Annotated in this window: 23 protein-coding genes; 1 reads left to right on the forward strand and 22 read right to left on the reverse strand. The window is 65.8% G+C overall.

What is annotated here, in order from left to right:
* The 17 genes from atpE to VJ673_RS13935 form a co-directional block, all read right to left on the reverse strand.
* Positions 1-162: F0F1 ATP synthase subunit C (atpE, locus tag VJ673_RS13855; RefSeq protein WP_324126749.1), on the reverse strand; the 162-nt coding region annotated here is incomplete at its 3' end.
* Between the two features lie 60 nt (positions 163-222).
* Positions 223-1,053 (reverse strand): F0F1 ATP synthase subunit A, encoded by an 831-nt coding sequence (atpB, locus tag VJ673_RS13860; RefSeq protein WP_324126715.1) that lies wholly within the window; start codon positions 1,051-1,053, stop codon positions 223-225.
* Between the two features lies 1 nt (position 1,054).
* On the reverse strand, positions 1,055-1,396 hold the full coding sequence (locus VJ673_RS13865; protein ID WP_324126716.1) for an ATP synthase subunit I: 342 nt from the start codon (positions 1,394-1,396) through the stop codon (positions 1,055-1,057).
* A 195-nt stretch (positions 1,397-1,591) separates the two neighbouring features.
* Positions 1,592-2,452 (reverse strand): ParB/RepB/Spo0J family partition protein, encoded by an 861-nt coding sequence (locus tag VJ673_RS13870; RefSeq protein WP_324126717.1) that lies wholly within the window; start codon positions 2,450-2,452, stop codon positions 1,592-1,594.
* A gap of 28 nt (positions 2,453-2,480) precedes the next feature.
* A complete protein-coding gene (locus VJ673_RS13875; RefSeq protein ID WP_324126718.1) occupies positions 2,481-3,251 on the reverse strand; it encodes a ParA family protein in 771 nt (256 codons plus the stop codon).
* Complete coding sequence (rsmG, locus tag VJ673_RS13880; RefSeq protein WP_324126719.1) at positions 3,252-3,887, reverse strand: 16S rRNA (guanine(527)-N(7))-methyltransferase RsmG; 636 nt, start codon at positions 3,885-3,887, stop codon at positions 3,252-3,254.
* Positions 3,884-5,809 (reverse strand): tRNA uridine-5-carboxymethylaminomethyl(34) synthesis enzyme MnmG, encoded by a 1,926-nt coding sequence (gene mnmG, locus VJ673_RS13885; protein ID WP_324126720.1) that lies wholly within the window; start codon positions 5,807-5,809, stop codon positions 3,884-3,886. Before mnmG ends, rsmG begins: the two co-directional genes overlap by 4 nt.
* A gap of 283 nt (positions 5,810-6,092) precedes the next feature.
* Positions 6,093-6,587, reverse strand: coding sequence for a hypothetical protein (locus tag VJ673_RS13890; protein WP_324126721.1), 495 nt, complete (start codon positions 6,585-6,587; stop codon positions 6,093-6,095).
* A 59-nt stretch (positions 6,588-6,646) separates the two neighbouring features.
* On the reverse strand, positions 6,647-7,132 hold the full coding sequence (locus VJ673_RS13895; protein WP_324126722.1) for a hypothetical protein: 486 nt from the start codon (positions 7,130-7,132) through the stop codon (positions 6,647-6,649).
* Between the two features lie 197 nt (positions 7,133-7,329).
* Positions 7,330-7,821: a hypothetical protein gene (locus VJ673_RS13900; protein WP_324126723.1), complete on the reverse strand. Its 492-nt coding sequence runs from the start codon at positions 7,819-7,821 to the stop codon at positions 7,330-7,332.
* Between the two features lie 220 nt (positions 7,822-8,041).
* Positions 8,042-8,581, reverse strand: a complete 540-nt coding sequence (locus VJ673_RS13905) for a hypothetical protein (RefSeq protein ID WP_324126724.1) — start codon at positions 8,579-8,581, stop codon at positions 8,042-8,044.
* A gap of 236 nt (positions 8,582-8,817) precedes the next feature.
* Positions 8,818-11,274, reverse strand: coding sequence for a heavy metal translocating P-type ATPase (locus tag VJ673_RS13910; protein ID WP_324126725.1), 2,457 nt, complete (start codon positions 11,272-11,274; stop codon positions 8,818-8,820).
* The gene (locus VJ673_RS13915) at positions 11,267-11,425 is read right to left on the reverse strand and encodes a hypothetical protein (protein ID WP_324126726.1); all 159 of its coding nucleotides are present in this window, start codon (positions 11,423-11,425) and stop codon (positions 11,267-11,269) included. Before VJ673_RS13915 ends, VJ673_RS13910 begins: the two co-directional genes overlap by 8 nt.
* A gap of 47 nt (positions 11,426-11,472) precedes the next feature.
* Complete coding sequence (locus VJ673_RS13920; protein ID WP_324126727.1) at positions 11,473-11,964, reverse strand: hypothetical protein; 492 nt, start codon at positions 11,962-11,964, stop codon at positions 11,473-11,475.
* A gap of 265 nt (positions 11,965-12,229) precedes the next feature.
* Complete coding sequence (locus VJ673_RS13925; RefSeq protein ID WP_324126728.1) at positions 12,230-12,487, reverse strand: DUF2933 domain-containing protein; 258 nt, start codon at positions 12,485-12,487, stop codon at positions 12,230-12,232.
* A 115-nt stretch (positions 12,488-12,602) separates the two neighbouring features.
* The gene (locus VJ673_RS13930; protein WP_324126729.1) at positions 12,603-13,913 is read right to left on the reverse strand and encodes a Glu/Leu/Phe/Val family dehydrogenase; all 1,311 of its coding nucleotides are present in this window, start codon (positions 13,911-13,913) and stop codon (positions 12,603-12,605) included.
* 323 nt (positions 13,914-14,236) lie between these two features.
* Entirely contained in the window at positions 14,237-15,196 is a 960-nt protein-coding gene (locus VJ673_RS13935; protein WP_324126730.1) for a LysR family transcriptional regulator, read from the reverse strand.
* A 68-nt stretch (positions 15,197-15,264) separates the two neighbouring features.
* Here VJ673_RS13935 and VJ673_RS13940 point away from each other — a divergent pair, with 68 nt between their 5' ends.
* Positions 15,265-15,675, forward strand: a complete 411-nt coding sequence (locus VJ673_RS13940; RefSeq protein ID WP_324126731.1) for an EthD family reductase — start codon at positions 15,265-15,267, stop codon at positions 15,673-15,675.
* Positions 15,676-15,699: 24 nt separating this feature from the next.
* On the opposite strand, the gene VJ673_RS13945 is transcribed toward VJ673_RS13940, so the two are convergent.
* The 5 genes from VJ673_RS13945 to VJ673_RS13965 form a co-directional block, all read right to left on the reverse strand.
* Entirely contained in the window at positions 15,700-15,918 is a 219-nt protein-coding gene (locus VJ673_RS13945; RefSeq protein WP_324126732.1) for a KTSC domain-containing protein, read from the reverse strand.
* A 64-nt stretch (positions 15,919-15,982) separates the two neighbouring features.
* On the reverse strand, positions 15,983-16,882 hold the full coding sequence (locus VJ673_RS13950) for a DUF6920 family protein (protein WP_324126733.1): 900 nt from the start codon (positions 16,880-16,882) through the stop codon (positions 15,983-15,985).
* A 100-nt stretch (positions 16,883-16,982) separates the two neighbouring features.
* Positions 16,983-17,711 (reverse strand): amino acid ABC transporter ATP-binding protein, encoded by a 729-nt coding sequence (locus VJ673_RS13955; protein WP_324126734.1) that lies wholly within the window; start codon positions 17,709-17,711, stop codon positions 16,983-16,985.
* Between the two features lie 19 nt (positions 17,712-17,730).
* Positions 17,731-18,411: an amino acid ABC transporter permease gene (locus VJ673_RS13960; protein ID WP_324126735.1), complete on the reverse strand. Its 681-nt coding sequence runs from the start codon at positions 18,409-18,411 to the stop codon at positions 17,731-17,733.
* A gap of 1 nt (position 18,412) precedes the next feature.
* A complete protein-coding gene (locus tag VJ673_RS13965) occupies positions 18,413-19,150 on the reverse strand; it encodes an amino acid ABC transporter permease (RefSeq protein WP_324126736.1) in 738 nt (245 codons plus the stop codon).
* Positions 19,151-19,190 lie beyond the last annotated feature (40 nt).

Consider the following 19,190-nt stretch of genomic DNA (forward strand, 5'->3'; position numbering starts at 1 on the left):
CAGGAACATCTTGGTTTGCAGCGCGTTCATCAGCTCAGGCTGACGGGCCGAGGCTTCGAGGTACTTGGAACCCATGATGCCGATACCGATACAAGCACCGATAGCACCCAGACCGATGATCAGACCAGCAGCCAGCGCGACGAGACCGAGAATGTTTTCCATGACGACTCCTTAGGTAAAGATTGAAGTTAAAAAGAAACTAGTTGCTACGAAGAAAGAAACTTAGTGGCTTTCGTGCGCCTGCCCGATGTACACCAGGGTCAGCATCATGAAGATGAAGGCCTGCAGCGCAACGATCAGGATGTGGAACACCGCCCAGATCGAGCCGGCGACCACGTGACCGATGAAACCGAACGCGGTGGCGGTACCGCCGAGCAGCGCGATCAGCATGAAGATCAGTTCGCCGGCGTACATGTTGCCAAACAGTCGCATGCCGTGCGAGACGGTCTTGGCGAGGAACTCGATCATCTGCATCAGGAAGTTGATCGGGTACAGCACCGGGTGGCTGCCGAACGGCGCGGTGAAGAGTTCATGCACCCAGCCGGACACACCCTTGATCTTGATGTTGTAGTAGAGACAGAGCAGCAGCACGCCGATCGACATGCCCAGCGTGCCGTTCAGGTCGGCCGTCGGCACGACGCGCAGGAAGGCGTGCTCGTTGCCCGAAGCGGTCGCCCAGATGCGCGGCAGCAGATCGACGGGCAGGAAGTCCATCGAGTTCATCAGGAAGATCCACAGGAACACCGTCAGCGCGACCGGAGCGACGAACTTGCGCGACTCGGCGCTATGCACGATGCCCTTGGCCTGGTCGGCGACCATTTCGACGAGGATTTCGACAGCAGCCTGGAAGCGGCCCGGCACGCCGGAGGTCGCCTTGTTGGCGGCGCGGATCAGGAAGAACAGCGCGACGACGCCCAGCAGAACCGAGAAGAAAATGGTATCGACGTTGATGACGCTCCAGTCGATGACCGCCTTCTGCGCGTGGCCGGTGGTGTTGAAGTGCGTCAGGTGGTGGACGATGTACTCGCCAGAGGTCAGTGCTTCTGTAGTCATGTTAGGTCTTCACCAAAAATGCAAATAAATTCGCCTTCAGCGCCAAGATCAGGCCGAGGAACAACGCCCCCCAATGGACGCTCTCATACAGCAGCCCGACCAGCACCAACAATCCCACGATCGACGCGATCTTGAAGAGCTCGCCGACAAAAAAAACGGCCACATGTTGTGACCCGCCGCGCTGCGCTGTCAGATGCAGCCGCAACGCGAATAATCCGCTCGGCACCGCGCAGGCCATCCCCCCGAGTCCGGCGGAGATTGCTCCGGCATGGCCGAAAAAAACGGCCGCAATGGCCGTCGCCGCGATCGTTGCGCAAAACTGCAGGAAAACCACTTTCAGCATGGATCCGCGTCGCGCTGCCCTACTGGGCGCTGACCGCCTCAAAAATTGCGTGAATACTAGGGGTTAACCGTAACAAAGTCAAATAACTATGGCGCTGCAACATACCGCCGCCGCCAAGTCCTGCATCTTATACAAGATAGGCACTATTTCGTACCGGAAAGCCATTCGACCTTCGAATGTGACCAGCAACTCACCTTATTCCGACGTGCCACGCAGGCGCGCGAGCACGCCGTCGAGCTGGTCGAGGCTGCCGAAGCTGATCTTCAACTCCCCGGCGCCCTTGCGACCCGTTTTGATGCGGACGGTCGCGCCGATCGTATCGGCGAGCTCCTCTTCGAGCCTTTGCAGGTCGCGGTCGGGCGGGGGCGGCGTCTTCTTCGGGCGCGGCTGGATGATCTGCTGCACGAGGCGTTCGGTGTCGCGCACGGACAGGCCGCGGGCGGCGACTTGGTTGGCGAGCTGGATCTGATGGGCGCCGTCGAGCGGCAATATCGCGCGTGCGTGCCCCATGTCGATGTCGCCGGCCATCAGGAGCTCCTGCACCGGGCGCGCGAGGTTCAGGAGGCGCAGCAGGTTGGACGCCGCCGGGCGCGAGCGGCCGACGGCGTCGGCGGCCTGCTGGTGGGTCATGCTGAATTCGTCGATCAGGCGCTGGATGCCGTTCGCCTCCTCGAGCGGATTGAGGTCCTCGCGCTGGATGTTCTCGATCAGCGACATCGCGAGCGCGGCTTCGTCGGGGATCTCGCGCACGAGACAGGGGACGTCGGGGAGTTCGGCGATCTGCGCGGCGCGCCAACGGCGCTCGCCGGCGATGATCTCGTAGCGCGAACCGTTGACGGGGCGCACCAGGATGGGCTGCATCACGCCCTGGGCCTTGATCGACGCGGCGAGCTCTTCGAGCGAGCCCGGATCCATGCGCGTGCGCGGTTGGTACTTGCCCGGTTGCAGTTCGGCGACGGCGAGCGTCTGCAACTCACCTGCCGCTTCGTCGTCGCTATTGGCGGCGAGCAGCGCGTCAAGGCCGCGGCCGAGGCCTTTGAGTTTGGGTCGGGTCATGGGCGTTGCCTGTGCATCCGGGTTGGCATCACAGCGTTTTCACGCGTTCGATCATTTCTTTGGCGAAAGCCAGGTAGGCGAGCGCGCCCTTGGCGGCCTTGTCGAAGACGACGCCGGGCATGCCGTGGCTGGGGGCTTCGGCCAGTCGCACGTTGCGCGGCACGATGGCGCGGAACACCTTGTCACCGAAATGGCTTTCGAGCTGGGCCGAGACCTGCTGCTGCAAGGTCATGCGCGGGTCGAACATGACGCGCAGCAGGCCGATGACCTTGAGCTCGCGGTTGAGGTTGGCGTGGACCTTCTTGATGGTGTTCACGAGGTCGGACAGGCCTTCGAGGGCGTAGTACTCGCACTGCATCGGGATGACGACGCCGTCAGCGGCACACAGACCATTGAGGGTGAGCATCGACAGCGAGGGCGGGCAGTCGACGAGGACGAAGTCGTAGTCGGCATCGAACTGCTTGAATGCGTCGCGCAGGCGGTTTTCGCGGCGTTCGAGGTCGACGAGCTCGACTTCGGCACCGGCGAGGTCGCGGTTGGCGGGCAGGACGTCGTAGCCGCCGGTCGGCGAGCTGACGCGCGCTTCGTCAATCGTCGCGAGGCCGACGAGCACGTGGTAGACGGATTTTTCGAGCGTGCGCTTGTCGATGCCGCTCCCCATCGTGGCGTTGCCCTGCGGGTCGAGGTCGACGAGCAGGGTGCGCTGTCCGGCGAGCTTGAGGGCGGCTGCGAGGTTCACGCAGGTGGTGGTCTTGCCGACCCCACCCTTCTGGTTGGCAACGCAGAAGATTCGAGCCATTCAGTTATGTTCCAGGATGATCAGGTGACGTTCGGCGCCGAGTCCCGGCACCGTCAACTGCCGCACCTCGACCACCCGGAAGGCGGACGGCAGGCGTGCGATTTCGTCATCAGGATACACGCCCTTCATGGCAAGAAAACGTCCACCGGGACGCAGCAGGTGCGCCGTGAGGGTCACGAAATCGGTCAATTCCGAGAAGGCGCGCGAGATGACGGCGTCGAAAGGGACGGCGGGACGAACGTTTTCGACGCGCTCGTTGAGCACGGTGAAGTTGCCGAGGCCGAGCTCGATCTTGGCCTGCTGCTGGAAGGTGGCCTTCTTGTTGACGGTTTCGATCGACGAGATCGCGAGCGCAGGTTCACGCGATTGCGTCGCGATCGCGAGCGGGATGCCGGGAAGCCCGCCGCCGGAGCCTACGTCGGCGAGGCGGGCGATGCCGCTGAGATGAGGGAGCATCGCGAGCGAGTCGAGCAGGTGGTGGGTCAGCACCTGGCCGGCGTCGCGGATCGAGGTCAGGTTGTAGACCTTGTTCCACTTCTGAAGCAGCGCAGCGAAAGCGAGGAGCTTTGCCTGGACTTCGGGTGAGAAGTCCAGGCAAAGCTCGGCGAGGCCGCGTTCGAGGGTCATTGCGCTCATGCGGACCGGGCCTGCGTGTCGCCGCCGCCGTTGCGCACGCGCGCGGCGAGGTCGCGGCGCTTCAACCACACGAGAAGCAGCGAGATCGCGGCCGGCGTGACGCCCTGGATGCGGCCGGCCTGGCCGATGGTCTCGGGCTTGTGCTGGTTGAGCTTCTGCTGCACTTCCTTCGACAGGCCACGCACGTCGGCGTAGTCGAGGTCGGCGGGCAAGCGCGTGGATTCGGCCTGCAATTGCTTCGCGACCTCGTCCTGCTGGCGATCGATGTAGCCCTGGTATTTCGCGGCAATCTCGATCTGCTCGATAACTTGCGGGTCGCTTTCGGGCGATTCGGGCGCACCGGGAAGCGCCATCAGGTCTTCGTAGCGGGTGTTCGGGCGGCGCAGCAGTTCGAAGAAGCGGTATTCGCGCTCCAGCGCCTTGCCGAGCACCCGTTCGGCCTCTTCGGCGGGGATGCGATCGGGATGCGCCCAGGTGGCTTTCAGGCGTGCGGTTTCGCGCTCGATCGCTTCACGTTTGCGGCAGAAGGCTTCCCAGCGGATGTCGTCGACGAGGCCCAGTTCGCGGCCCTTTTCGGTGAGGCGCAGGTCGGCGTTGTCTTCGCGCAGGCTCAGGCGGTATTCCGCGCGCGACGTGAACATGCGGTAGGGCTCGGCCACACCGCGAGTGATGAGGTCGTCGACGAGGACGCCGAGGTAGGCTTCGTCGCGGCGCGGGCACCAGGCTTCGCGGCCCTGCACTTGCAGCGCGGCGTTCGCGCCGGCGAGCAGGCCTTGCGCGGCGGCTTCTTCGTAGCCGGTGGTGCCATTGATCTGGCCAGCGAAGAAGAGGCCGTGGAAGGTCTTGGTTTCGAGGCTCGACTTGAGGTTGCGCGGGTCGAAGTAGTCGTATTCGATCGCGTAGCCAGGGCGCAGGATGTGGGCGTTCTCGAGGCCGCTGATCGAACGGACGACGGCGAGCTGGACGTCGAAGGGCAAGGACGTGGAGATCCCGTTGGGGTAGATCTCGTGCGTCGTGAGGCCTTCGGGCTCGAGGAAGATGTTGTGGCTGTCCTTGTCGGCGAAGCGGTGGATCTTGTCTTCGATCGACGGGCAGTAGCGCGGGCCGACGCCTTCGATGACGCCGGAGTACATCGGCGAGCGATCGAGGTTGGCGCGGATGATGTCGTGGGTGCGCGCGTTGGTGTGCGTGATCCAGCAGGGCAGCTGTGCCGGATGCTGGGCGGCCGAGCCGAGGAAGCTGAATACCGGCACGGGGTCGTCGCCGGGCTGCTCCTGCATCACCGAAAAATCGATCGTGCGGGCGTCGAGGCGCGGGGGGGTGCCGGTCTTCAGGCGGCCTTGCGGGAGCTTGAGTTCCTTGAGGCGCTGGCCGAGCGAGATCGCCGGGGGGTCGCCGGCGCGGCCGGCAGAGTAGTGTTCGAGGCCGACGTGGATCAGGCCGTTGAGGAAGGTGCCGGCGGTCAGGACGACGGCGGGCGCTTCGAAGACGAGGCCGATCTGCGTGACCACACCCGTGACGCGGTCGCCGACGACGGTGATGTCGTCGACGGCCTGCTGGAAGAGCCACAGGTTGGGCTGGTTTTCGAGGCGGTGACGGATCGCGGCCTTGTAGAGCACGCGGTCGGCCTGGGCGCGGGTGGCGCGAACCGCGGGCCCCTTGCTGGCATTGAGGATGCGGAACTGGATGCCGCCTTCGTCGGTGGCGGCGGCCATCGCACCGCCCAGCGCATCGACTTCCTTGACGAGGTGACCTTTGCCGATACCGCCGATCGATGGGTTGCAACTCATCTGGCCGAGGGTTTCGATGTTGTGCGTGAGCAGCAGCGTCTTCGCGCCCATGCGGGCGGACGCGAGGGCGGCTTCAGTGCCGGCATGGCCGCCACCGACGACGATGACATCGAAACGGGAGGGATAGAGCATGGCGCACCCCGGCGCGGATGAAGCAGGAAGGGGCGGAATTTTACGCTGTTGCAGTGCACATGACTAGTGTTTCCCGCTTATGTTTCACAAAAAAAAGACTAACAAACAGTGACTTGCGCTTTCATTTGCAAGCAGTCGATAAACGCCGGCCAAGCGATGTATCGCGCGAAAGGCCGGCGGGCGGCGGAGTTGTGGCGAGATCGGAAGCGATTCCGAGGCTTGGGGCTCCTGGCCGAGGCCCGGGCGAGGGGCGCCGGGCTTCGTCGGATGAGGACTGCTTCGCTTACGAGGCGGCGACCCGTGTCCATCCCGGGTGGTCGAAATAGCGCCCGTAGTTGTCGAGGGCCGCAACGACCTGCTGGACACCAACAGTACGGTCGTCGGCTGCGCGCTTGCCGGTCAGGATGTCGGCGCCCTCGGACAAGCTGAGGACCACGCCATGGAGCACCGCATCGGCCTCGGGCGCGAGCTTGCAGTTGCCGACGATGTAAGCAAGCTGGGTCTCGATCGCCTTGCCGAGCGCCGCATATTGCCCGGCGGTGAGCTGGCCGGAGTGGACCGACGGGAGCGTGCGCTCGACGTCCGCGCGGATCTTCGACATGCCTTCGCGCAGGGGGGCGTCGGTTTGCCACTTTGCGCCGGCGTTGAGCCTCAGCGTCGGCGCATGGGCTGCGTGTTCGTGGCCGGAGGCGGCAAATGCCGTAGGCACGGCCGATAGGGCGACTGCTGCTGCGATGGCTTGGGCGATCAGTGCTTGTCTGGAAATTCGGTTCGTCATTTGATGGATTCCTCGCTGTGAAGTGAGTGGAGTTGGGCTGGCTGCAACGGCTGCGGGGGTCAGCGCGTGGAAACGATTGCTTCGTCGAGCGGGCGCCATCCGGGGTGCTGGAACAGGACGCCGTACAGGTTGAGGGCCTGCATGACTTTCAGTAGCCCCATGCGCCGGCCCTCGACGTTGGCCGCGCGGCGCATCAGATCGGTGCCGTCGGCCATCTCGGCGAGCAGCATGTGGAGATGGCGTTCCGCGGCCGTGCTGCCGGTGCAGCAGGCAATCAGCGGCGTGACCCGCGATTCGATCTTGTGACCGAGGTTTTCGAGCTGGGCAGCGTCCGGCCGTGCGGATTGCACGGCGATGATCGCGCCGCGGATGTCGTCCATGCCGATCCGAACGCGCTCGTCGGGTCGCCAGCCCCGGGCGGCTTCAATCGCCACGGGGCCATTGTTCGCAGGAAGGTCGGTAGAGCCGGCCCGGCTTGCCGAAGCCGCGGTCGCGCTGAGGGCGACGACTGCGATCGCGGCGATCGTGACGAGATTCGGGCGCATCTGAAGTTCTCCTGAGTGGGATCTCAGGACTTCACGCTACGCCCCTGAAGGTGAACGGAAAGTGAATGAATTGCGGAAGGCAGGGACAGCGGATTCCGTCGCGCGGGCAACCGCTGGCTGCGCGAGCCGATCGCGGAGCTGATGCCGGAAATGGGCCCGACGGGCGGGCCCGGCCACTAAGAAAGGGTCAAGCGGCTTCAGGCCAGGGCGGCCTGGGGGCGGCGCACGGTTCGCACGCTGTTCGGAAGAAAGCCCGGGACGGCCGCGAGCGTCGCCTGCGCGGAGGACAACAGCTCGAAGCAGGACGCCGCGAGCGCGTCGAACTGCTGGAGCTGCTCGGGGTGCAGCGGGGAAAATGCGTCCTCGACATGGGGCATCTCGGACGTTGCGGCCTCGCGCAGCGACAGCTCGACGATCGCGACATTCGCGGCCTCGATCTGGATCTGCTGCAGCTGCTCGCGCAGCGACACCAGCACCGTGTTCATCCGCGTGATGGTGCGCATCGTCGGCAGATAGCCTTCCGCTTCAGCCTCCACCTCGGCGGCCTCATCGACGTTGCCGCCCGCCGCCTGCCACGCGTGCGCCGCCTCGACCTGCTGGTCCCACGGCAATCCGTGCACTTCCGGCAGATCGATCGGTGCGCACTGCGGCTTGTCGATACAGACGCTGTCGTTCGCTGCATTCTCCATTTCCAGTCTCCTCGTGTAGTGATTTTGGTACTACCCTTGATGCCGATGGTTTTGCCATCGCAATGCCAACGTGATCAGAAATTCTGGATGGAAGCGGGAAACTTGCCGATACCGCGGTTCCAGTAATGTTGCTAGCAACTGTTATGGATGACCTACCCGGAATACGGAGCGGTTATAGCGACTTCTCCCGATGTCGCCCTGCCCATCACAGGTATCGCCATCATCCGGCTGCGCCGCGCTCCTGGACGCAAGGCCGCCGTGACATCACTGCCGCCTCGGCCTCGCTGCGGCCGTCGAAAGTGCCGAGCAGACAGATGCGTGACGGATCGGTGCGCACGGCGAAATAGGCGAGACGCCGCTCGTCGCTCTCGTCGCGCGAACCGACTGTGAACACGAGCCCGCGCCAGCCCTGCACGTCGCGCAGCCAGAGAACCAAGCCGGTGACATTCGGGGAATTGCCGGCGCCGCGGCGGTTCACGACGGCGTGCTGCGCGCTCCAGGTGCTCGCGCCGCGTCGGAGGTCGAGCCAGGAGTTGGCATCCGAGGACACGAAAAGGAGACTGAAGCCGCGCGGCGCAGGACAGCGCACGACGCCGAGCCCGCGCCGCTGGTAGTCGCGCACGAGGGCGCGCGCGGGCGGTTGGCAGGCGCGCAGCGACAGCGAGGTTTCGCGGCGCGTGACGGCGTCGGCCGCAACCGTCGATACAGGCACTGTCAGCAGGCATGCCGCCAGCGGCAGGATGCGGGCAACGCGCGCCATCGCCATCATTCGTCCGTCACAGGGGGAGTGTCTTCGGAACGGTGACGTGCGGACCATCGACTCTCTCCCTGAGCGGCACAGTGACGGAATCCAAAGGCGAACGGAATATTCCCCTTAACTATAGATGCCATCTCCTATGCCGCAAGGCAGAACGCGCGGCGCGGCGAAAAATGCACCTGGTCTTGCCCTTGTATCCTGTATGCGTCGCGACGGCCCCCCGAATGACGGCGAGGACATTAGGAACGGGTAAGCCGGCCGCCCCTCAGGCGCAGCGCGTTGCTGACGACTGAGACCGAGCTTGCGCTCATCGCGAGCGCAGCGACCATCGGCGACAGCAGTAGGCCGGTGAAGGGGTACAGCAGGCCGGCTGCGAGGGGGACGCCGAGTGCGTTGTAGACGAAGGCGAAGGCGAGGTTCTGATGCATGTTGCGCACCGTGTCGGCCGAGATGCGGCGCGCCGCCGCGATGCCGCGAAGATCTCCCTTGACCAGCGTGAGCTGAGCGCTCGACATCGCGACGTCCGTGCCGGTGCCCATCGCGATGCCGACGTCCGCGCGCGCGAGTGCCGGCGCGTCGTTGATGCCGTCGCCGGCCATCGCGACGACCCGGCCTTCGCCCTGCAGCTTCGCGACGAGGGCGTCCTTGTCCTGCGGCTTGACCTCGCCCATCACCTCCTCGATGCCGAGGCGCTCGCCGACCGCGCGCGCCGTCGTGAATCCATCCCCGGTCGCCATCACGATGCGGGCGATGCCGTGTTCGCGCAGCTCGCGCAAGGCTTCGGCAGTCGTTGCCTTGATCGGGTCGGCCAAGGCAACGAGGCCGACGGGCACCCGGTCGACGGCGAGGAACATCACGCTCGCCCCTTCATGACGCAGCGCCTCGGCCTGGCCCGCGAGCGGCTTCCACACGATGCCCTCTTCGTCCATCAACACGCTGTTGCCGAGGACGACGCGGCGGCCGTCGACGACCCCGCGCACGCCGATACCCGACGACGACTCGAAGTCTTCCGGGGCCGCGAGCGCCAGCCCCCGTCTGCGTGCTTCCGCGACGATTGCGTGGGCGAGCGGATGTTCGCTGCCCTGGTCGAGGCTAGCGGCAATGCGCAGCACCACGTCCTCTTCCCAGCTCGGCGCGCCGAGCGCCGAATGGAAGACCGGTCGCCCTTCGGTCAAGGTGCCGGTCTTGTCGACGATCAGCGTGTCGACGTCACGCAGGCGCTCGATCGCCGCGGCGTCGCGGAAGAGCACGCCCTCACCCGCCGCTCGGCCGGTCGCGACCATCACCGACATCGGCGTCGCGAGGCCCAACGCGCACGGGCAGGCGATGATCAGCACCGCGACGGCGTTGATCACGCCATAGGCCCACGAAGGCTCAGGCCCGAAGAGGCCCCAGCCGAAAAGCGTCAGCAATGCGATCGTCACCACCGTCACGACGAACCAGCCCGCGACGCGGTCGGCCATCCGCTGCATCGGTGCGCGCGAGCGCTGGGCCTGCGCGACCATCTGCACGATCTGCGCGAGCACGGTCTGCGAGCCGATCTTCTCGGCCTGCATCACGAGCGCGCCACTGGTGTTGAGCGTCGCACCGATCACGCGGTCGCCCGCCGCCTTCGACACCGGCATCGGCTCGCCAGTCAGCATCGACTCGTCGACCGCGCTCGCACCTTCGAGCACGAGCCCATCGACGGGCACCTTCTCGCCCGGGCGCACCCGCAAGCGGTCGCCGAGATGGACATGGGTCAGGGGGATGTCCTCCTCGTTGCCGTCGACATTGAGGCGGCGCGCGGTCTTCGGCGCGAGGCCGAGCAGCGCCTTGATCGCGGCACCGGTCTCGGATCGCGCCTTCAGCTCGAGCACCTGCCCGAGTAGCGTCAGCGAGACGATCACCGCTGCCGCCTCGAAGTACACCGCGACGTGACCGCCCATGCGGAAGGATTCGGGGAAGAGGCCGGGCACGAGTGTCGCGACAAGGCTGTAGCCGTAGGCGGCCAGCACACCGGTGCCGATCAGCGTCCACATGTTAGGGCTGCGATGGACGATCGACTGTGCCCAGCGCACCAAGAAGGGCCAGCCCCCCCATAGCACGACGGGGGTCGCGAGCAGCAGCTCGACCCACGGCCGCGCCGCACCGAGCAGCGGATCGAAGATTCCGCCCGACATCGCGATCACGGTGACGAGGACCGTCGCCGGCAGCGGCCACCAGAAGCGGCGCCGGAAGTCGGCGAGCTCGGGATTCGCGCCTTCCTCCAGTTCCGGCATCACCGGTTCGAGCGCCATGCCGCACTTGGGGCAGGTGCCGGGGCCGATCTGGCGCACCTCGGGGTGCATCGGGCAGGTGTATTCCGCGCCCGGGGCGGCCTCCGGCGGGGCACCTGGGCCGGCCTGGGCGTGTTCGTGACGATGCTCGTGCGCATGGGCGTGTTCGTGGCCGGGCCCGTCCGTCGCAGGCGCCGGAAGCGTGTAACGCGCCGGGTCGGCGCGGAATTTCTCGAGGCAGTGCGCGCTGCAGAAGCCGTACTCGACGCCTTCGATTTGCAGGTGGTGCGGCGAATCCGGCTTCACCGCCATGCCGCAGACGGGGTCAGTCAGCCCATCCGCCGCGCCGGCTGCGGGCGGATGGGCTGGATGCGCGTGATGTCCAGGATGCTCGTGGCCCGAATCCGCGTGATTGGGCTTTCGATCGTTCTCACTCATGATCCGCCCCTCCCTTCGGGCGCGAGCGCGCCGCGTACACCGACGAGGGCGAGCTGCAGCAGGCGCCCGGCTTCGCGTTGCGGTGGAGACGCTCGTTCTCGGCCATCCACGCACGCAGCCTTCGCAAGCAATCCTTGACCTTGTCGAGCATGGCGTTTCGCTCCTCATCGCGGCCCCCGGGGGAGGCCGCGGGAAACGTCATTTCACCGCGGCCTTGCCGGCTGGCTTGGCCATCCGCTCCATCATCATCTGCATCATGTCCATGCGTTTTTCCATCTGATGCATGCGTTCGGCCATCGCGCCCGGCGAGGTGCCTGCAGCTTCCCTGCCCATCATCATCCCGCCGCCATGCATCATGCCCGTGCCGCCCATCATGTCGCAGCTCATCGGGCCGCCTTCACCGCCGGCCATCTGATGGCCGAGCATCATGTTCTCGCGCATCGTCTCCATGTGCTCCATCAGCAGTCTCTGCCGCTCCTCGGGCGTCTTCGCAGCGGCCAGCGCGTCGAGCTGGGATTGCATCTTCGCGGCGTTGTCGCGCATCTTCTGCACCGTCTTTTCGGGTGCGGCGACGAAAGCGGGCGTGACGGCGGCACCGGCCGCAGCGGTGTCCGGATGGTGAGCGTCTTCGGCCCAGGCAGGCCAAGCCGCTGCGAGGGAGAGGGCGAGGATCGTCAGAACGGACTTCATGATTTATCTCCTGAAAACGAAGAAAATTCGCGTATCTGATGCCATTTCTGTCAAAACGCAGTCATTTAACCACCCATAAGCGGCCAGTTTTTACCCAAAACCGCAGCCGCCTGGCGCTCTTCGCGCGACGCAACGCGCACGGGGCGACGAGGAGCACCGGGAACATCGCGAGCGTCACGAGCGCCACGAGCGCCACGAGCGCCACGAGCGCCACGAGCGTCGGTCACTGCAGCAGGAAGCCGAACGTTGGCGGAGTCGGGGGCGTTCATGTGTCGCCCCCCTTGCTCGCATCGTGTCGATGTCCATGAGCGCCGTGATCGTGATGCATGAACAGATGCATCAGTGGACAGGCCAGCAGGAAGAGCCAGGGCAGGATGCCCAAGAGGTGGGCGCGGTGCTCGAAGGCGAGCAGCACGGCGGCGATCGCGACGAAGACGCCGAATACCCGGGGCGTGCGGCGGGCCGGCCGGCCAGGCGGCGTGCCTTCACGTGTCGCGCGACTGAGGGGGTGCGGGGAGTCCATGATCGTCCTCCGGTGCCTCTGATGATTTCATCATAGGTGGCACCGGAGGACTTTGGGCTGTCGCGCAGATTACATTTTCGTCATCTGCGCGTCAGGTGCGGCGAGCGCTCGCGGATTAGGGGTACAGGCCGCGCTCGGCGCGGGCTTCGAGCACGCGGTGGCAGGCGACGACGAAGGCCGCGGTGCGCAGCGAGATGGCCTTCTCCTGGGCGATCTTCCAGATCGCATCGAAGGCGCTGACCATGATGCGCTCGAGGCGCGCGTTGATCTCGTCCTCGGTCCAGAAGAAGCTCGAGAAGTCCTGCACCCATTCGAAGTAGGACACGGTCACGCCGCCGGCGTTGGCGAGCACGTCCGGCACGACGAGCACGCCGCGCTCGCGCAGGATGTCGTCGGCCGCCGGGGTCGTCGGGCCGTTGGCGCCTTCGACGACGATGCGCGCGCGGATGCGCTCGGCGCGCTCGGCGGTGATCTGGCCTTCCAGCGCAGCAGGCACGAGGAACTCGCATTCGAGCCCCCAGAACGCCTCGGCGTCGATCGTGTCGGCGCCGGCGAAGCCCGCCAGCCCGCCGTTCGCGGCGACGTGGGCGAGCGCGGCGGGAATGTCGATGCCGCCGTGGTTCACGAGGATCGCCGTGTGGTCGGAGACCGCGATCACGCGGGCGCCGGCGTCGTGGAACATACGCGCGCCGATGCCGCCAACGTTGCCGAAGCCCTGCACCACCACACGTGCGCCTTCGAGCGGGATCTGCTGGTGGCGCGCCGCCTCGCGGGCGGTGATGAACACGCCGCGGCCGGTCGCTTCATGACGGCCGAGCGAGCCGCCGAGCGCGATCGGCTTGCCGGTGACGACACCGGTCGCGGTACCGCCGCGGTTCATCGAGAAGGTGTCCATCATCACGGCCATCGTCATCGCGTTGGTGCCGACGTCGGGCGCCGGGATGTCGCGGTCCGGCCCGATGATCACCCCGATCTCGGAGGTGAAGCGACGCGTGATGCGCTGCAGTTCGCCCTTGCTGACACTTCCCGGATCAACCCGCACCCCGCCCTTGGCGCCGCCGAAAGGCAGACCCACCGCGGCGTTCTTGATCGTCATCCAGCCCGCGAGCGCCATCACTTCGTTCAGCGTGACGTCGGGGTGGAAGCGGATGCCGCCCTTGCCGGGACCGCGCGACAGGTTGTGCTGCACCCGGTAGCCCTCGTAGTGCGCGACCGTGCCGTCGTCACGCTCGATCGGTACATCGACGATCAGCGTGCGCTTCGGGCGGATCAGCGTCTCGACCCAGCGTTCGAGCGAACCGAGGTGCGGGCGCACGCGCTCGATCTGCTCGACGAAGCTCGCCCAGGGTTCGGGGGCGAGCGGGTTGAGGTAGGACAGGCCGCCGAGGCGGCTGGTGTCGTTGAGGGGGGTGTGCATGCCAGTCATGTGTGTCCTCCGGTTCGAATTGTGGTACTTGCCTGCGTCATGAAAGTTCGGGCGTGAGAAGGCCCGCGGATGGCCTTGTGGGCCGTCCGGAAAGCTGCTGCGAAAAAGGCGGATTCAGCGCGGGGCCGCGGGATGCGGCCTAGGGGCGGGGCGGTCCGTGTGCAATGTACACGTCATGGTGTCGAAATAGCATTTGGGTGCTCGATAGCGGACTGTGCGCATTCTGCGCGATCCGTCGAACAGGCGTATGCCGTTGCCTCACAAGGTTATGCGTTGCGCGCATAACCTTGCAGAAAGCCTTCCGTGGACGGACGAAACGACGCTCAGGCCTCGCGCTCGACGAGGTACTGCCACAGCCGCTCGACTTCGCGGTTCGCGCCGTGGCGGCTGCGGTAGAGGCGGACTTCCATTTCGAGTGACCAGCGCGCATCGCCCGCGACGACGACTTCGCCGCGTTCGAGTTCGCGCGCGACGGCGCTGGATGGCAGGAAGGCGAGCCCATGGCCGGCAAGCATCATCGCCTTGAGGCTCTCGGCCATGTCCGTTTCATAGTGGCGCGCGAGATGCACCGGCTCGTCCTGCGCGTCGAGAATGCAATCGACCATGCGCCGCAGGTAGGCGCCAGGGCCGTAGCCGAGATAGGGAATGGGCGCGTCGGCGCGGCCCGGCAGCGACCAGCGCGGCGTGCCGCGGTTCGTGCGCGGGGCATAAGGGCGCACCGACTCGACGCCGAGGGTGAGTCCCTCGAAACGCGCCGGATCGAGCCACACCGGGTAGGCCGGGTGGTGGTAGCACAGCAGGAGATCGCAACCGCCTTCGACGAGCGTCATCACCGCGTCGTGCACGTTGCCCGCGACGAGCCGCGAACCGATGTCGCCGAACTCCCCCATCAGCCCCGCCAGCCAGCGCGGGAAAAACGCGAAGGCGAGCGTGTGCGGCACGGCGAAGACGAGGTCGCCCGGCGATTCGGGCAACTGGCTGCGCGCCTGGGCGCGCGCCGAATGCACGCGGGCGACGAGGTCGGTCGCACTGCTCTTGAAGACTTCGCCCGCCGACGTGAGCGTCGTCGGATAAGTACTGCGGTCGATGAGTGCCACGCCGAGCCAGCTCTCAAGCGCGCGGATACGGCGTGAGAAGGCAGGCTGTGTTACATGACGCTGTTCTGCCGAGCGGGAGAAGCTGCCCGTTTCCGCGAGACTCAGAAAATCCTCAAGCCACTTCAGCTCCATGACGCTCCCGAAGATCGATGCCATCGGCAAACCGGTCGTTACGCGATCGCGCAAGACGCGGCGTCACCGCTGCGCTACATTGCAAATGCTGCATGCGTGCGCGTTGCACGAGAACGGGGGTCGTGCCCCCGCCATCCGCCGACACCATTATGGAGGACCGCGTCGTGATCAAGGTGAGCGTTTACTACCCCTACAGCCCGGACAACCGTTTCGACTTCACCTATTACTGCAACCAGCATATGCCGATGGTGAAGGACAGGCTCGGCGACGCCTGCCAGGGCATCGCCGTCGACCGCGGCATTTCCGGCGAGGAGCCGGGTTCAGAGCCGCTGTATGCGGCCGTGTGCCATCTCTTCTTCAATTCGATCGATGAGTTCGCCGCCGCGCTCGCGCCCCACGAAGCCGAGATCATGGGCGACATCCCGAACTACACCGACATCAAGCCGGTGATCGAGCTGAGCGAGGTGCTGATCAACGCGCGTCGCAGCGAGACCGGCCCCTTCCACCTGCACCTGCCCGACACCACGAGCTGAGCGGCAGCCGCCGGGCGCGAGCACTCACTTGACTCGCTTGCTGGTGAATTCGTCCTCGATATTGTCGCGGTAGTAACTCGCGGGCGAACCGCTCGCGAGGAAGCGGCGCGCGATCTCCTCGCCGACGCCGCTGTGCTGCACGATGCTGCCGTTGTCGAATTCGATTTCCAGGATGCGGCTGCCCCGGTCGTACCCGGCCGAGCGGATGCCGCCGCGTCGAATCGGTTTGCGCTCGATCGTCATGTTTGCTTCCCTCCGATAGAAACCCGCGATCACGAGGTCGACTGCAAGATGGACGCCGGCAACGTCATGCTGAAAGCGTGCTATCTGAAGAAGGTATGACGCCGGCCCGGCACCGCGCCCGGTCATAGCGCACCGCCATGACGCGCCCGCGCCAGTAGGGCCGCGGGCCGTCGGGCAGCACCCACGCGACCTCGCCTTCGAGCGGGATGCGCAGGCCGTCGCGCCACTGGTAGTCGCGCCAGTGCCCTTCCCACGCCATCGGCACAACCGCGCCGTCGACGAGACGGTCGCGCGCCTCGGCACGGACGCTTTCGATCAGGTCCTCGCCGTCGAAGTGGAAAAGCAGCGACACCTCGGTGTCGCCGTCCTGCAGCGTCGCCCGCGCCGAGCGGTCGTCGACCGCCTCCCAGCGCACCCCTTGTCCCGGCAGCAGGGCCGTCGGGTACCACGCGGCTTCGGCGAGAAAGCGCATCAGCTCTCCCTGGGCAAGACCGGGCGTGCCCGCCTGGCCGGCGAGCGGGACGAGCCCGAACAGATCCGCCCGCAACAGCCCTATGCCGCCGATGTAAGCGTCGTGCACGCGCACGCCCAGCCCCGGCAGCATCGCGATGCTAGCATTCCAGATGAAACCCGGGCGACGCGTCACGACGCGCTCGACCGCGGTAAAGGTCTTCCAGCGGTTGCCATCGTCAGCGAGATTGAAGGTGCCGGCCTGCTCCAGCCAAGCCGCGGCAACGATCGGCTCGCCGTCGCGCATCGCTGCCCTCAGATAGCGCTGCACCGGCGCCGGAAGCGCTGCCAGCGCCACCAGATCGGCCACCGTAGGCCCGGGAGGCGCGGCGCCGACCGAATCGAGGCGGGCTTCGAGGCCGCGCGTGGCCGTGCGCCATCTCGCACCACCCCAGGCAACGAGCGCGCGAACGAGCACCGCAAGCACGAGCAACAGCACGAGCGCCTTGAGCATCGCCGACCTCATCGCATCATCGCGGGCGGCCCCGCAGGCCGCCTTCATGCACTCAGTGTATGTCGGATCGATGCTCTGTGCATCACCGGGAAACCGGTACTCAGTGGCTAAGAATCTTCGCGAGGAAGGCCTGGGCGCGCTCGGAACGCGGTTGGCCGAAGAAGTCCTCCTTCGCCGCATCCTCGACGATCGCGCCGCGATCCATGAAGATCACGCGATTGGCGACCTTGCGCGCGAAGCCCATCTCGTGCGTGACGCACATCATCGTCATGCCTTCGTGGGCGAGCTGGACCATCACGTCGAGCACCTCGTTGACCATCTCGGGGTCGAGCGCGGAGGTCGGCTCGTCGAAGAGCATGCAGATCGGGTCCATCGCGAGCGCCCGCGCGATCGCAACGCGCTGCTGCTGGCCCCCCGACAGCTGGCCCGGAAACTTCGCCGCATGGGCCTTCAGCCCGACGCGGTCGAGCAGCTTCAGTCCCTTGTCGACCGCCTCCTCACGGCCGCGGCCGAGCACCTTGATCTGCGCGATCGCGAGGTTGTCGGTGATCGTCATGTGCGGGAAGAGCTCGAAATTCTGGAACACCATCCCGACCTTGGCACGCAGCTTGGGCAGGTTGGTTTTCGGATCTTCGATGGCGATGCCATTGACGACGATGCTGCCTTTCTGGAAGGGTTCGAGCGCATTGACGCACTTGATCAACGTGGACTTGCCCGAACCCGACGGCCCGCACACGACGACGACCTCGCCCTTGTCGACCTTGGTCGTGCAATCGGTGAGCACCTGGAAGTCGCCATACCATTTCGAAACGTTCTTGATCTCGATCATCGTCGGAGGCTCCGGTGACTTAGCGGATGATGGCGATGCGGGATTGCAGCTTCTTGACCAGACGCGACAGCGTGAAGCAGATGATGAAATAGACCACCGCGACCGTCGTGTACATCTCGACCGGGCGCAGGTCGCGCTGGGTGATCTTGTCGGCGGCGCCGAAGAAGTCCGTCGCGCCGATCGCATACACGAGCGAGATGTCCTGGAACAGGATGATTGTCTGCGTCAGCAGCACCGGCACCATGTTGCGGAAGGCCTGCGGCAGCACGACGTAGCGCATCGTCTGGCCGTAGGTGAAGCCGAGCGCATAGCCCGCGCCGACCTGCCCGCGCGGCACCGACTGGATGCCCGAGCGCATGATCTCGGAATAGTAGGCGGCCTCGAAGATCGTGAAGGTGAAGTAGGCCGAGTTCGCCGCGCCGATCGGCTCTAGGCGCCCCGTGAACATCTGCAGCACGAGCGGAAGGATGAGGTAGAAGGCGAGGATCACCTGCACCAGCGGCACGCTGCGGAAGACGTTGACGTAGCCGGTCGCGAACCACCGCAGCGGCGTGATCGAACCGAGGCGCATCAATGCGAGCACCGTGCCGATGAGGATGCCGCCCAGCATCGCGGTGACGGTGACCTGCAGCGTGTAGCGCAGTCCTTCGGCAAGGAAGCGCCAGTTCGCGGCGATGACGGCGAAGTCGAAATCGCTCATGTCACTTCCCTCCCTTGCCGCCGACGATCAGCCCCGGCACGCGCGTGCGGGCCTCGATGAAAGCGAGGAGCCGGTTCATCACGAAGGCCAGCATGAAGTAGGCCGCCGTCACGACGATCGTGATCTCGAGCACCTGCGAGGTCTTCTCGATGATCTGCTTGTACTGGAAGTAGAGCTCGAGGATGCCGACCGAGTAGGTGACGGCGGAGTTCTTGAAGATGTTCATCGCCTCCGACGTGAGCGCTGGCAGCACGATGCGGTAGGCCATCGGCAGGCGCACGTAGCGGTAGGTCTGCCACTCGGTGAAGCCGAGCGCGAGGCCGGCGTTGCGCTGGCCGCGCGAGAGCGCGTTGATGCCGGCCTTGACCTGCTCGGCAATGCGCGCCGCGGTGTAGACACCCAGCCCGGCGATCGCAGTGACGTATTCCGGCAGGTCCTGCTTCATCCACAGGCCGAGCTTTTCGGGCACCAGCTCCGGGACGACGAAGAACCAGATGAAGAGCTGAACGATCAGCGGGATGTTGCGGTAGAAATCGACGTAGATGTCGCCGATGCGGACGAGCCAGCGGTTGGGCGTCGTGCGCATCACGCCGATCACCGAGCCGAGGACGAGCGCCACCGCCAATGACGACAGCGACACGAAGGTCGTCCAGCCCAGCCCGGAGAGGATCCAGTCGTAGTATTTGAGACCGTCGTCGGTCTCGTTGAAGAAGAACAGCCAGTCCCAATGGTAGTTCATGGCACCCCCGACAGAGCGACGACTACGACTGCCCGTGCAG

Origin of the sequence: Aromatoleum sp. (genome assembly GCF_035254505.1) — a bacterium.
Classification (GTDB): Bacteria; Pseudomonadota; Gammaproteobacteria; order Burkholderiales; family Rhodocyclaceae; genus Aromatoleum.

What these genes read in the sequence shown, in the direction of transcription:
- atpB (WP_324126715.1), bottom strand. Translation starts at nt 1,053, where the DNA reads ATGACTACAGAAGCACTGACCTCTGGCGAGTACATCGTCCACCACCTG.
- VJ673_RS13945 (WP_324126732.1), bottom strand. Translation starts at nt 15,918, where the DNA reads ATGACGATCGAGCGCAAACCGATTCGACGCGGCGGCATCCGCTCGGCC.
- VJ673_RS13905 (WP_324126724.1), bottom strand. Translation starts at nt 8,581, where the DNA reads ATGGCGCGCGTTGCCCGCATCCTGCCGCTGGCGGCATGCCTGCTGACA.
- VJ673_RS13890 (WP_324126721.1), bottom strand. Translation starts at nt 6,587, where the DNA reads ATGACGAACCGAATTTCCAGACAAGCACTGATCGCCCAAGCCATCGCA.
- VJ673_RS13895 (WP_324126722.1), bottom strand. Translation starts at nt 7,132, where the DNA reads ATGCGCCCGAATCTCGTCACGATCGCCGCGATCGCAGTCGTCGCCCTC.
- VJ673_RS13930 (WP_324126729.1), bottom strand. Translation starts at nt 13,913, where the DNA reads ATGACTGGCATGCACACCCCCCTCAACGACACCAGCCGCCTCGGCGGC.
- mnmG (WP_324126720.1), bottom strand. Translation starts at nt 5,809, where the DNA reads ATGCTCTATCCCTCCCGTTTCGATGTCATCGTCGTCGGTGGCGGCCAT.
- VJ673_RS13965 (WP_324126736.1), bottom strand. Translation starts at nt 19,150, where the DNA reads ATGAACTACCATTGGGACTGGCTGTTCTTCTTCAACGAGACCGACGAC.
- VJ673_RS13920 (WP_324126727.1), bottom strand. Translation starts at nt 11,964, where the DNA reads ATGAAGTCCGTTCTGACGATCCTCGCCCTCTCCCTCGCAGCGGCTTGG.
- VJ673_RS13915 (WP_324126726.1), bottom strand. Translation starts at nt 11,425, where the DNA reads ATGCTCGACAAGGTCAAGGATTGCTTGCGAAGGCTGCGTGCGTGGATG.
- rsmG (WP_324126719.1), bottom strand. Translation starts at nt 3,887, where the DNA reads ATGAGCGCAATGACCCTCGAACGCGGCCTCGCCGAGCTTTGCCTGGAC.
- VJ673_RS13875 (WP_324126718.1), bottom strand. Translation starts at nt 3,251, where the DNA reads ATGGCTCGAATCTTCTGCGTTGCCAACCAGAAGGGTGGGGTCGGCAAG.
- VJ673_RS13925 (WP_324126728.1), bottom strand. Translation starts at nt 12,487, where the DNA reads ATGGACTCCCCGCACCCCCTCAGTCGCGCGACACGTGAAGGCACGCCG.
- VJ673_RS13950 (WP_324126733.1), bottom strand. Translation starts at nt 16,882, where the DNA reads ATGCTCAAGGCGCTCGTGCTGTTGCTCGTGCTTGCGGTGCTCGTTCGC.
- VJ673_RS13955 (WP_324126734.1), bottom strand. Translation starts at nt 17,711, where the DNA reads ATGATCGAGATCAAGAACGTTTCGAAATGGTATGGCGACTTCCAGGTG.
- VJ673_RS13900 (WP_324126723.1), bottom strand. Translation starts at nt 7,821, where the DNA reads ATGGAGAATGCAGCGAACGACAGCGTCTGTATCGACAAGCCGCAGTGC.
- VJ673_RS13960 (WP_324126735.1), bottom strand. Translation starts at nt 18,411, where the DNA reads ATGAGCGATTTCGACTTCGCCGTCATCGCCGCGAACTGGCGCTTCCTT.
- VJ673_RS13870 (WP_324126717.1), bottom strand. Translation starts at nt 2,452, where the DNA reads ATGACCCGACCCAAACTCAAAGGCCTCGGCCGCGGCCTTGACGCGCTG.
- VJ673_RS13865 (WP_324126716.1), bottom strand. Translation starts at nt 1,396, where the DNA reads ATGCTGAAAGTGGTTTTCCTGCAGTTTTGCGCAACGATCGCGGCGACG.
- VJ673_RS13910 (WP_324126725.1), bottom strand. Translation starts at nt 11,274, where the DNA reads ATGAGTGAGAACGATCGAAAGCCCAATCACGCGGATTCGGGCCACGAG.